Source organism: Bacillus sp. z50 (genome assembly GCF_058313585.1).
In genome coordinates this window covers 290053-303928 of record NZ_JBZFQL010000003.1, presented here as the reverse complement: position 1 = coordinate 303928, position 13876 = coordinate 290053, and the positions used below count along the sequence as shown (strand labels likewise).

Here is a 13876-nt window from a genome sequence, read left to right as displayed (position 1 = left end):
CCCCAATTAAAGATTGGAGTTATTTTAGTCAGTCTATTCTGCATCTTCTTCCGGATTCTTATTTAAAATCAGTTGATCAACTACCCTTGCGCTCGATTTACCATCTAATTCCCCAAAGAAATAATTAACAAAAGGAGGTATTTTCTCCATTTTGTAATCACCCTCGGCAATGGCGGCAACAATTTCCTCAGCCGTTCTGACAAGCGGACCCGGGATGAAAGAATGGAATTCATAATAGAAGTCCCTCGTTCTCACATATTCCTCTACATCATACGCAAAGAATAGCATTGGCTTGTTTAATAAAGCAAACTCAAAACAAACCGAGGAATAATCCGTAATCAATATATCAGTGATAAATAACAAATCATTAATTTCTCTATAAGAAGAAAAATCATAATAAAAATCACTGTATTGATATGGGATACTGATATCATTTTTAACAAATGGATGAATTTTAAATAAAAATACATATTCATCACTTAAATTCTCATAAAGTCTCTTTAAATCAAGGACTTCCATAGGATAATGAGCTGATTGTTGTCCATTTCCTCTAAAAGTTGGAGCAAACATAATTACTTTTTTATTTTTCAGGAATGGATATTCCTCATATAATCTCTCTCTAACTTCTTGCTGATATTCAGTATCAAAAAATACATCTGTTCTCGGAATACCAGTCGGAATAACATTTTCCTGATCAATTCCAAAGCCTTCAGCATAATGCTTCGCGACCTTTTCAGAGCTTACAATCGCTTTCGTATAGTTCCTATGATTAATTGATTTTGGAGAAGGACCACCTGGACGGCCAAGACGGCTGAAACCAAATGTTTTAAAAGCCCCCACAGCATGCCATAATTGTATTAATTCGGCTCCTTCACGAATTTTCAATGGATAAATCAGCGGGTAAAAATCATCCAGTAATATATATTTAGAGGTAGCCAACTGTTTAGCAAGGTCTATTAATTCCCTATATGTTTTCTTCTCATCTACCGCTCTTTTCAGCATAAATTTAAATTCAAAACCTTCATTTCTACGCAATAACTCATCATAGACAAATTGAAAGTTTCCACTGAGGTCATCGCGGCTATCTGAAGCAAACACAATTTTATTTTCTTTTAAGGGATATAAGGAATAAAAACGATACGCCGTATTAAACAAAGCTTTAGATAAGGCTTTATAAACAAATCCTCTTTCTTTTTCTTCTGCATCCAATGCCATCTCAGCTGGATCCATATCCTTTAATTTAGTAGAGGTGATTTTTAATGTTTTCTTAGGCAGGTCATATGTTACCAACAAATTAAAAGCCATTTCTCTTTTTGCTGTAAAGTATTCCATTTTGGTGGAATGGAATCCGTTAGCCAAAAATTCATTGACATTTCCCAATGTAAAACTCTTACTATATTTTCGATCACCAAGTATATGAACCTCTACCTCTAAATACACACGGTATTCCCCTTGATAAAGAGGCATATTCTTATCAGATATAGTAGCAAAGTTAACTTTACCTTTAAAACCAGCCCAATGATATTGTTCATCTATTATGTCTTTTTCTGTAATAACTTCTGTTATAGCAACATCTGTTAAAGGGATAATGATGCTGCTATTCGCCTTTGTATTTACTAATAATAGTCTCTTTTTAACGAGATCTTCATCTAACATAGGGATGCCCTCTAAATAAAAGTAACCACCGACTTCCATGATAGGTCCATTCCAATCCAAAGAAGTTACTTTCCTTCTTGGAATAAGCTTTTCCTCTAGATTTGCAAGTCTTTCAATAATCGGCAAGGATTCCTCTAACATGTCCCGTTTTACAATCACTTCATTATCATTTATAACCAAAGGATCTTCTTCCAAATAAACGTCTGAAATTACCTCAGGGTTTTGATCAATTGGTGTTGAGGATTGTTTATTTCCAAATAGCATTCTCTTGATGACTCTTTTCATTCTTGAAAACATGGTTGTTTCTCCTATCTATATCAGAATACTCTTATTTAATTGTATAAAAAAACATGCAAAAGAAAAACTTTTTTCGTATATTATATAAAAAAAAAGGGGTATATACCCCTTTTTAATTTTAACCTAAAAGGTCTTTTACAATTCTCTCAGACGCTTTTCCATCTAACTGATCAAAAAAACGTTGACGGAAGCATTTAATCTTCTCTAAATCTTTTGATTCATCGATTATCCATTTAATCAAAGCTTCACTCTCATAAAGAATGGGACCTGGAACAAACGACTCAAAAGAATAGTAAAAATCTCTTTCCTCTAAATATGATTCCAAATCATGAACAAAGAAGGCGATTGGCCTATTAAGAATACTGTAATCAAATATGATAGAGGAATAATCCGTTATAAGAATATCTGAAAGAAGTAATAATTCTTCGATAGAAAAATCTTTATGAATATGATAGGCAAAGCCCTTTAGATTTTCATCTAATCTGACCCCATTGGTCATATACGGATGTAAGTGAATTAAAAGGGCATACTCATCACTTAAACTATCCTTCATTAACCTCATATCAATAGGAATATTAAATGTCTCCTGGTAATGACTTTTCCCTCTAAATGTTGGAGCATACAAGATTAACTTTCTATTTTTCAAATCAGGAAATGAACGGTATAACTTTTCCTTAACAAGATTCTGCCTTTCTTCATCAAAGAAATAATCAGTTCTCGGCACACCCAGCGGGTATATACGTCCTTCATCCATTCCAAAAGCATCAGCATAATGTGGTACAACTTCTTTTGAACTAACGTAAACCCTTGAGTAATTGCCATGAATTTTAACATGTTTTAAATAATCACTACTTGGACCAAATGACTTGCCCATCGTACTTAAACCAAATTTTTTAAAAGCTCCAGCTGCATGCCAAACTTGTACAATCTCGGTTCCTCCCCTCGGATGAATAACGTATACAGGGAAGTAAAAATCATCAATAATAAAAAATCGAGAAGTGGCCATATGAAAACTAGCCTTTATTAAATGAATGGCATATTCTATTTTGCCAGCCAGAGAGCTATTAAACTTCTTTGCAAGGACGATACATTTGATATTGGGATAATTTTGATCTATTTCTTCTTTAATAAAAGCTAGGTTACCTTCCAAACCGGTGGAGCGATAAGTAGCAATCGTTATTTTATTGTGATCAACCTTAAAAAAAAGAGAGGTCAGGAAATAGGCAAGCTGAATAAGATACTTAGTAAATAATGTAGGTAATATACGTAAGTGTTTCATTTATTTGCCTTCCTGCCCCTCTTAAAAGTAAATCTTATATTTTCCACTCCATCACAGTCTTACCCCAAGAGGACGTCAAATCTTTTTCAAACGCAGATAGAATATCGCTGATTGTCTTAACCTCTTGTACTTCACCAACTAATGTTCCCAGATACTCAACAACATCCGGGTTTTCTTTTAGGAAGTTAACTGTTCTCACAAAATCTTCACGTCCGCTGCGGCTGCTTCCAATTAGTGTGATTCCTTTTTCCAAAATCATTCTTGTATTAACCTCAACTGGGAACTCAGATACCCCCATTAGAGATATAGAACCTTCCGGATGAAGGTGGTCGATCATCTGGTCAATCGCATATTGGCTTCCTTTCCCACCAACACATTCAAATGCATGATCAATTCTCAAATCTTCCGGGATTTCATCAATTGTATAAACTTCATCCACGAAGGAGAAGTTGTCCAATTTATATCCGGTTTTACCGAAAATAATAACTTTGCAGTCTTTGTACATTTTTTTAAGGAATAGAGTCGTAATGAACCCAAGGTTTCCATCTCCCCATACGCCAAATACATTGCGGCGTTTATGAGACCGACTCTCAAATCTGGATAAAACATGAGTTGTAATGGTCATCAATTCCGTAAATGCAACAACATACGGGTCAATTCCTTCTGGTAATTCAACAATGCGGTCCCGTCCCATAAAGACATAATCCTGCATGAATCCATCATAGCCACTTGAACGGAATTTGCTGGAACGCAAGTAGTTCTCACCAATTACTTCATCTTTCTCTGTCGGTGTGTTAGGTATCATAACGACCATTGTACCATTCTTAATTTCACCCTTAGGATCGTAGACGACCTTACCTATAGCTTCGTGGATTAAAGCCATTGGCAGCTTTTTCGCCATTGCTTCTTTCCCTCGAGATCCAGTATAGTATCGTTGGTCAGCAGCACAAATAGATAGATGCGTTGGTCTAACTACAACAAAATCTTCATGGTACTGTAGTGAACGATCATTATAAGCTACTTCAAATTGCCTAGGAGATACAAGTCTATATACCTGATTAATCATTGTTTATTCGCCCCTGTATAATAGCATTCGCCACTTTCAAATCATATGGAGTAGTAACCTTAATATTAAACACTTCTCCTTTAACAATTTTAACTTTTTCGCCTTTTAATGCACAGATTTTACAAGCGTCTGTTAAAATTCGTTTTTGTTCGTCTGTTAAAGAATTATAGTGTTCAGTCAACATTTTGATATTGAAACTTTGTGGAGTTTGCCCTTGGTACATGGTATCACGAACAGGGATGTCTGAAATGACTTCTCCATCTTCAGATTGAATGATTGTATCTATTGCTTCAATTACTGTATCAACCGCACCATATTTAAGACTGGCATCAATGTTCTCTTCAATAATCCGATGAGTTAAAAATGGACGTACAGAGTCATGAGTAATAATGACATCATCGTCATTGATTCCAAATGTCTTCTCTATATATCGAATACCACTCATAATAGATTCGTTACGGTCTTTACCGCCTTCCACAACTACAATATGGTCATTTACACCAATAAATTTCCTGATTATATCTTTAGTATGATTAATCCACTCTTTAGGTGTAACGACTAGAATTTTATCAAAACGATCATTTAACATAAATTTTTCAATTGTATGAATGATGATGGGCTTATTATTTAAAGGTAAATACTGCTTGGGCATATTCGTATTACCCATACGAGTGCCTTTACCACCTGCTAATATTTCTGCATATATCATTACCTTACCTCATTTCATTTTTATTCAAATTTATGACAAAAAGGATTAAAATTCACCATGGGTATACATATTAAAAATCCATGTAAACTATACACTTTTTTATTTACTATTTCAAGCGTCCCTCTATTATAACTATTCTGAAATATAAAGCATTTTATTTAACGAATTCAAATTCCGTGATGCTTTCATTAATCATTATATAATTACTATGTTAAAATTTAATAGACACGGATAATAATAAGAATAATAATATTTCTTTAGACATACAAAATAAGGAGAATAATTCATATGAAAGATCATGTATATATGTTAATTAATGACATTAAACTTAATCGAGGTGGAGCAACTCAGGCATTAATGAACAGAGCAAATATGCTAAACGACAATGAATGGAAAGCGGATATTCTAACATTAGATTTCACTCTAAATTATTCTGAAATTGAAGACGAACTTAGAAAAATAGGTCGATTAAACGAAAATGTATCAATTATAAATATTTATGATGAGTTGATAAAGCAATATTCAAATGGTGCAAGTATAGACAAGACTTTGTACGATAAAGAAAATACTTTGCAAGAAGAGTCCTTAATAGTCCAGAATGATGAATTTGAACAAAAAAATTATGCCCGCTACTTTCTAAATGGGAGCTATACAAAGTATAAAAAATGGGATACTAAAGGTAATTTGCTATTTATTGATTATTTTAATGAAAATAGATGCAGAACAAAGCGTTCTGAATTTAAACAAAATGGATACCATCACAAGGATACTTATTTTAACCTAAACTCTAATAAAAAGAATCAAGAAATATTCTATACACCTGATGGTTTTTGTTATCTATCCATCTGGTATAATCATGAAAAAGAAAGTATTCAAAATGTATTTCTCTTTGATCGAGATTCCGCAACATCTCATAGATTTAACAATTTAAGGGAGTTGCATATACATTGGTTAAATAACTTCTTTAAGGGGCATGAAAAAAAGCCTTTTGTTATATGTGATGGTATAGGAACTTCTTCGAAATTATTTGAAGTAAATGATGAGTTTGTACACAAAATTATCCCTATACACACCAATCACTTAGATGAGCCAAGGACTGTAGGCAGCCCAATTAGACCTGATCATAAAGCTTTATTTGATCATTATAACACTGCAGAATCGATTGTCATTCTTACCGACAAACAAAAAAAGGATATCATCAAACAGTTCGGTGATCCCGGTAACTTAGATGTCATTCCTAATTCCATTGCACTAAATGATATTGATTCAAAAAAAATCGAAAAACAACCTTACCTAGTATCCTTATTTTCAAGACTTATTGATACAAAAGGAATACCTGAGGCAATAACAATTTTCAGCAACGTTGTTAAAAAACAGCCTAATGCTATTTTAAATATTTGGGGTAGCGGTAATGGACATGACAAATATCAAAAGCTAATTAAAGAATTAAACATGGAAAATAATATCTTTTTAAAAGGATATTGCAACAATGTACATGATGAGATGGCTAAATCACAGGCTGTCATTTTGACTTCAAAATACGAGGCTTTCGGAATCGTAATCATTGAAGCTTTATTAAATAAAACACCATTCATTAGCTACGATGTAAAATATGGGCCAAGCGATATTATCGAACACAAGCGAAATGGCTATTTAATTCGTGAAGGTGATAGCGCTAAATTCGCAAAAACAATTATTAAATTGCTTAATGATCCAGAAAAAGTTGAAAAATTAGGAGAAATGGGCAGAAAAAAAGTAGAAGAACACTACTCAAATGAAATTGTAAAAAAACAATGGATTGATTTATTTAATAAATTGAAACAAGGTAATAACTAATGAAACCTAACTAGTGTGTAAAAATTTCAAAAAAGGTTTTGCAAATTTCATTTGTACCTTACAGAGCAGAACATTTAAAAAAGTTCACTTTGTAAGGTACTTATTTTTATCTAAATATTAGAATATCCTTTCGACAACAATTGAATAGTTTTTAAGACAAAAAAAGATGATCCCTGTTTAATACAGAGATCATCTCCTTCAAGATGGCCTAAAATAGGTTATTTTAATTGGTTTATATTTTTACATCTTCTATTTGTTCACACGTATTTAAAATAAACCAAGTACTATTTATATCTAGGAATATCCAGAACAATATGATATTCGTCCAATAATTGATATAACTGGTACATTCTAGTGGTTTGTTTATATGCCCATGCAATATCTGTAGCATATTGGTGTGAGGCTGTCCCATAAGTTGCAGCATATAGAGGATTCCAACGCATTTTATAAAGAGTATCCTGCCCTCTATTCACATAGCCATTACCTATAAATCCAGCTCCACCTTTAATTGCAGCCTCTGGAGTAAACCAACCCATCTCATATGCATAAGTTGCACCACCTACTAATGGATTACTGTCAATAGCATTGATTCCATACATGTTATAAGTCTTTTTGATAGCTGTTAAATTTTTTCTATTACTATCATTAGCCACAACTAAATTTCCTTTACTATCGCGTCCTACTTCGACACCAGTTGCTAATTGAGAAGTTCCGTTTCCTGTTTCCAGTAAAGCGTGGGCGATTAGGTAAATCTCATTTACACCATTGGCCTTACCACCATCAATGAAAGCTTTTGCTTTCTCAGCCAATATTCCCTTACCAGCTAATATTTTCTGATTAACCTCATTTATATTCAAATTTGCACTCTCGGAGAGTTTAACGAATTGCATGGAGTCTTTTAAAGTTCCTGTAAAGTTGGTAGGATTTAAATAGTGGTTTACATCTTCAGGATTAGCATTAACCCATCCGGAAGTATTTTTCACATGATACCATGTGTATCCGTCTGCCCCCTCTGCATTGTCATAAATTGTAAGAACAGTCCCGCCACTAACTTGGCCATCAGCCATATAATTTGTTCCAGGTCCCCTTCTTAAATTCCATTTATCTCCCTGTATCGTCCCTTTACCATTTGCTATACTCCCTGACTTAAAGGCATCCTCCCTAATCCAAAGCTTATAGCTCTTATCGGTTTGTGGAGAAACTGGAGAAACTTTCATTTGAATATCTAACATGCTACTAAGGCTTATATTATAGTCAGTATATGACTTTAATACTACACTCCCCTCATGAACATATGATTCATGAATCCAAACTGTCTTGCCTCCTAAAGTACCACGGTACCATGTGTTATTTCCGACTTTTTCTGTTAGATTCACCGCAAATTTACTATTTTTATAGCTAGATAGTGAAGAATAGACAATATCTTTGCTTCCGCCCCATGCCTTACTATACGCTTTTCCATCCCCTTTTATATAAAGGGTTTTGGCGTTTTTATCCACTCCAACATGGGTATAAGATTTTAGATCCGATGCATTTACCCAACCAATTACTCCATTCACAGAGCTGGGTTTAGTACTGATCAAATAAAAAACTTGATCACCAATTTTTGCTTGCTTCTTAATAAAATAAACTGAATTAATATACTTTGTTCCAGCCGTAAAAGCAGATGAAGAATCTCCTATTGTCTTATAAATCTTAACTTTGGAATCTAGTATTTGACCCAGACGGCTTGTATTGCTCTCAACTTTTTCTGCAAGATAGCTTGAGTGAATCCAAACTGTCTTGCCTCCTAAAATACCACGGTACCATATGTTATTTCCGACTTTTTCTGTTAGATTCACCGCAAATTCACTATTTTTATAGCTAGATAGCGAAGAATAGACAATATCTTTACTTCCGCCCCATGCCTTACTATACGCTTTTCCATCCCCTTTTATATAAAGGGTTTTGGCATTTTTATCTACTCCAACATGGGTATATGATATTAGATCGGAAGCATTCACCCAACCGATTACTCCATTCACAGAGCTGGGTTTAGTACTGATTAAATAATATGTTTGCCCCTCCATATCAGCTTGCTTTTTTATATAATATACGGAATTTGTATACGATGAACCTGCTGTGAAAAAAGAAGAGGTATTATTTAAATCTTTGAATATTTTAGCAGTTGTACTTTTAATTTGTCCTAGCCTACTTATAGATGATTCTAATATTTTCTGTTTTATTTCAGTATCTAATGTTGCATCCTGTTCCTGTGTATTTACAATCTCTTCCGCTGTTTCCTTCTGTGTTTCTAAAGGAACTTGTTCACTATCTATATCATTAGATTCATGCACTTTATTTTTATCTTCTTCTGCAGATTCGCTTGTTTCTCCAATAGTCGAGCTATCGGGTTGATCTATTGTAATATCCTCTATCATTGTTTCTTCTTTATCAATAGATTCAATTAAATCACTCTCATTTGATTCGCTCTCTGACGCATTTTCTATTTCTGATTGGTTAATTGTTGAATCAGGATTTATACTCTCTTTAGTAAGTGTATCTTCATTTCCCGTTTCAATTTGACTGCTGTCTGTTGTGTTTCCCTCTGCTTCTGCATAATAAGGTCCCACCAAACTAAGAACCAGCATTACAATCAGAAATGTTGCTACAAACCTTCTCATTAGTACCCTCCCAGTATTATCTGTTTTTTTGTGTTATAAGCAAACAAGGAATCCAGTCAGAATTTGTAAAAACATCAACAACACACCTATTGATTTTAACTTCTTTCACAATGAAAATACCAAAAAAATAGCACCCATTTTTGGTTAAATAAGGTATAAGAAAACCAGGTTTTTTAAGTGATTTTGATTACAGAGTGGGAAATACTTATCACCTTTATTAAACAATCATTGGAATTTAAGCTAACTTAAAAAAGGAAATTCGCAGGATTTTTACAGTGGGGAAAGGACAATTTTTCGAGTATGGTATTATAGTGACCTTCATTTTTAAATGAGAAAGTTATGTATCATTTACCATTTAAATAGAAAAAGAGGGTTGCACTCCAAAATCCGTAGATGAATTTTAGAGCGCAACCCTTTCTTTATTATTACGAGAAATCAAAATTTAATTAACTGTGGGGTAATGAGAATAGAATTAATATTGTGGACAAATACCACAGCATCAATGTCATTTTTATTAATATAATCCTTAACAGTCATATGTTTATAATACCTTAAATCCAGTATTCTTGTTTCCTCAAAATGGGAAGGGAAGAATTGAATCATCGCATTAGCATAGGAATCTTTAAGGATTAATACTCTTTTTCCATTTTGCACGTTTGGATTTTGGATAATACCCTCTGGTACATCTCCAGAAAAATAACTAACATAACGATTCGTATAAACATCTTCTTTTTTCAATACCTCTTCATTAAAAAGCGGTTGATTACTTTTGCCCCTATAGGATATTTCAAGAGGTTTTCCTTCTGACTTTTTCTCCACTATAGTAATTGTGTCAGCTTGGGATATATTTTCTCTACCAACCTTTCTCGCCTCAGATCCATAAAAGGGTGTTATATCTTCCCTCCAATTGTAGGAGGACATTGGTAAAGGTTGTCCAATATCGGGAATTTGCATATTCATATTTCTTATAATTTCACTATAAGCATAATACGCTGCCTTTGGCTTCCAATGATGATCGGTATAAAAGTACATATTTTCTTCATCCATGTGCGGCTCAATAGCTGATCTTAAATCAAGTAAATTCACATCTTCATTAAAACCTTTGGATAACTCGTCAGACAATTCATTGGCTCTACTCTCTATATAATCAGGCAATTGATACTCTAGCATCGTTGTCTTATTGGGAGTTAAAGCAAAAAAGACAGGAATATCTTTTTCCTTTAGCTCAGTTGTGAAATCATTAATCTTCGAATGGACGCGTTTGATGGATTCCTGAGGATTATCCAATTCCACAGTGCTAATCAGATATCCATCATCGTTAATATAAACACCCTTGAAGAGGTGTTGTCCAAAAACTTTATGACTCGCAGATGAATTAGTTTCAATCCACTGATTACGCAAAGGAAAACTATCATTATAATAGTCCTCAAACCTACTGAAATAATCGCCGGAGGTTACAGTTTCTAAATTTAAATCAGGTCGCTTCTCCAAAGTCCTTCCTTCCATTTCTGAACTTACACGATCATTATCTATCAAGGACCATATGCCAAAAATGAAAATAGAACATAAGAAGAATATTGCTATAAAATATTGGCTCGCTTTTTTTTCCATGTGATTACTCCTTTAAAAACGGAAATAAATAAATGGGTTAAAAGTATTAGATACAACATACGTAACTGAAAGGAAAAATATAGCTAAGTAAAAGACAGCAGACATCATTTCTCTTCCACCAATCATCAATTTGGATGATGAAAACACTAATTTCTCTTGTAGTAATTTAAATATAGGTGTCGCAGCTATAATAGCCACTAAAATAATAATTCCATATTCAAAACTGTAATATTTCGCCTCAAGATCCCATATGCCAGTTCCATTAAGACCAAACATGGTCTGTATATAAGCAAATGCATAATCAAAGGTTTCTGATCGAAAGAAAACCCAACCTATAACTACAATAACTAGTGAGTATACATGTTGCAGAGCCGCTGGTAATTTCTTTAGCAGATTACCAAGGAACGCTCTTTCCATCATAATAAATAATCCATAATATAGACCCCATGCTATGAAAGTCCAACTTGCTCCATGCCATAAACCTGTGGCAAACCAAACAATTAGTAGGTTTCTATAAGTATTTAAATTCCCTTTACGGTTACCCCCCAATGGAATATACAGATAATCTCTAAACCAGGATCCTAAAGATATATGCCATCTTCTCCAAAATTCAGCTATTGACCTAGATATGTATGGATAATTAAAGTTCTCCAAAAATTCAAACCCGAACATTTTCCCTAAACCAATTGCCATATCAGAGTATCCTGAAAAGTCAAAGTAAATCTGCAGGGAGTACGCAATAATTCCAATCCAAGCCAGACCAGTTGACATCTCTGAAGGATGCAATGCAAATATTTGGTCAGCTACTAGCCCACAGTTATTGGCAAGCAGCATTTTTTTTGCGAGACCAATGATAAATCTTTTTACGCCCTCAGAAAATTTATCAAAGTTTTCAAAGCGTACTTTAATTTGGTCTGCCACTGTTTGATACCGCACAATAGGGCCGGCAATCAATTGTGGAAACAAAGAGATATATAAAGCCATATTAAGAGGGTTTTTCTGTACATCACCGTCTCTCCGATAAACATCTATTACATAACTCATAGCCTGGAATGTAAAGAACGATATACCAATCGGCAGCGGAATGATTGGTATAGAAATGGAAGTATTAAGAATCCCATTGATACTATCCACTAGGAAGTTAGCATATTTAAAAACTCCCAATAGTAATAGATTACAGCCAACCATAATTCCCAATATCCATTTAACCTGAATCTTTTTGTCCCTTTTAGCGTCTACAAATAAGGCAAACAGGTAATTCATTATAATCGATATAATCATAACAATTACAAATCTTGGTTCACCCCAGGCATAAAATAACAGACTAGCCGCCAACAGCACTATATTTTTAAGTCCTGGACGGACCATGAAGTATGCCACTAAAACTATGGGCAGGAATAAGAATAAAAAAACAGTCGAACTAAATAACATGTACTTCCCTCTCTTTTTCTTGGCAATAAAATCAATTATAAATAAAATAGTAACATATATTACCAAAAATCGTGCATATATTCCACTGCTATTCAAGCTATAATTTACCAACTCTGATTAATCCCAATGTAACGAGCACTTACTTCGCAGAGACTCAATTCGAGAAGTACTCCCTATATTCTTGTCTAATCAAACAAATGGCAGTTTATCCTTACCTTATTATTGGAGAATTAATAATGATATTTCCTTTTTAACCTTCAGTGAAGTAAAATAAGGAAAGTACGATTTTTAGAAGGGCAGACTCAAAGATATGAAGAAGAATGTGGTTTATATAGAAGATATACCTTTTTATTCATCAACAATGAAAGATTTTATTCATATAGAGATTAAAAAACGGATAGATGAAGGGCAAAAAACCTTTATTGTCACTGCCAACCCGGAGATAGTTGAATATGCACGCAGTCATGATGATTACTGTTCAATAATTCTTCAAGCTGACTATATCACACCGGATGGAGTTGGCATTATTATAGCTTCAAAAATTCTCAATAAACCATTAAAAGAGAGAATAACTGGCTATGATATGATGCTTGAATTTTTAAAAATGAATACAAAGCGGCCATTACGCATATATATGCTTGGAGCTGAAGCTGAAGTAATCAAAAATTGTGCTGAAAAAATCAAAGCATCCTACCCCAATGTTGAACTGGTTGGATACCATCATGGTTTTATCGATATAGATGATAGTCAATTTGCCGAGAAAATTAGTGCATTAGAACCTGATCTCGTTCTACTTGGCATGGGTTTTCCACGTCAGGAAAACTGGATTACCAAACACTATGATAAGTTTAACAAGGGGGTCTTCATTGGTATTGGCGGCAGCTTTGATGTTTTTTCCGGCAAACTGAAAAGAGCACCCGAATTTTGGATTAAGCTAAATCTCGAATGGCTGTATAGATTGCTAAAGCAGCCAAGTCGTTGGAAACGGATGCTGGTTCTTCCCTTATTTCTTCTAAGAGTTTTAAAACATAAATTGCTTAAATGAGCTGAAAGGAAATCTTTTCCCTTTCAGCTCATTTTGTTAATTTTTCACATCCCTCTATCCTAGTTCTATAGAGTTAACTAAAAATAGATATTTATAAGTTACATATTTTGTAAGAACACTGGGGAAAAATCAATTTTTAGTAGAGGTTTTGACATAAACCGTATATAATTGATAGTTGAGGTTGATATATTTATACAACTATTTCAATCTACTATTATATTTACTGCAATTTGGTTTAAAAATAATCATATTGGGTATTTATATTCAGACTTATAAGATAGAG

General features: G+C 33.7%; 9 protein-coding genes. 2 read left to right on the top strand and 7 right to left on the bottom strand.

Features of this window, described 5'->3' with window-relative positions:
• Positions 1 to 33: 33 nt before the first annotated feature.
• The 4 genes from AC4G3N_RS10850 to AC4G3N_RS10835 all read right to left on the bottom strand — a co-directional run bounded on the left by AC4G3N_RS10850 (position 34) and on the right by AC4G3N_RS10835 (position 5007).
• Positions 34 to 1953, bottom strand: coding sequence for a CDP-glycerol glycerophosphotransferase family protein (locus AC4G3N_RS10850; protein ID WP_491090204.1), 1920 nt, complete (start codon positions 1951 to 1953; stop codon positions 34 to 36).
• A gap of 118 nt (positions 1954 to 2071) precedes the next feature.
• Entirely contained in the window at positions 2072 to 3232 is a 1161-nt protein-coding gene (locus AC4G3N_RS10845; protein WP_491090203.1) for a CDP-glycerol glycerophosphotransferase family protein, read from the bottom strand.
• A 34-nt stretch (positions 3233 to 3266) separates the two neighbouring features.
• Positions 3267 to 4298 (bottom strand): ribitol-5-phosphate dehydrogenase, encoded by a 1032-nt coding sequence (locus AC4G3N_RS10840; protein WP_491090202.1) that lies wholly within the window; start codon positions 4296 to 4298, stop codon positions 3267 to 3269.
• A complete protein-coding gene (locus AC4G3N_RS10835) occupies positions 4291 to 5007 on the bottom strand; it encodes an IspD/TarI family cytidylyltransferase (RefSeq protein WP_491090201.1) in 717 nt (238 codons plus the stop codon). Before AC4G3N_RS10835 ends, AC4G3N_RS10840 begins: the two co-directional genes overlap by 8 nt.
• A 288-nt stretch (positions 5008 to 5295) precedes the next feature.
• Here AC4G3N_RS10835 and AC4G3N_RS10830 point away from each other — a divergent pair, with 288 nt between their 5' ends.
• Entirely contained in the window at positions 5296 to 6843 is a 1548-nt protein-coding gene (locus AC4G3N_RS10830) for a glycosyltransferase (RefSeq protein ID WP_491090200.1), read from the top strand.
• A 284-nt stretch (positions 6844 to 7127) separates the two neighbouring features.
• Here the strand turns inward: AC4G3N_RS10830 and AC4G3N_RS10825 are convergent, their stop codons facing one another.
• The 3 genes from AC4G3N_RS10825 to AC4G3N_RS10815 form a co-directional block, all read right to left on the bottom strand.
• Entirely contained in the window at positions 7128 to 9506 is a 2379-nt protein-coding gene (locus AC4G3N_RS10825; protein ID WP_491090199.1) for an N-acetylglucosaminidase, read from the bottom strand.
• Between the two features lie 435 nt (positions 9507 to 9941).
• The gene (locus AC4G3N_RS10820; RefSeq protein WP_139892145.1) at positions 9942 to 11117 is read right to left on the bottom strand and encodes a DHHW family protein; all 1176 of its coding nucleotides are present in this window, start codon (positions 11115 to 11117) and stop codon (positions 9942 to 9944) included.
• Positions 11118 to 11129: 12 nt separating this feature from the next.
• Entirely contained in the window at positions 11130 to 12548 is a 1419-nt protein-coding gene (locus AC4G3N_RS10815; RefSeq protein ID WP_139892144.1) for an MBOAT family O-acyltransferase, read from the bottom strand.
• Between the two features lie 310 nt (positions 12549 to 12858).
• Between AC4G3N_RS10815 and AC4G3N_RS10810 the strand changes: the two genes are divergently transcribed.
• A complete protein-coding gene (locus AC4G3N_RS10810; protein ID WP_491090198.1) occupies positions 12859 to 13593 on the top strand; it encodes a WecB/TagA/CpsF family glycosyltransferase in 735 nt (244 codons plus the stop codon).
• Positions 13594 to 13876 lie beyond the last annotated feature (283 nt).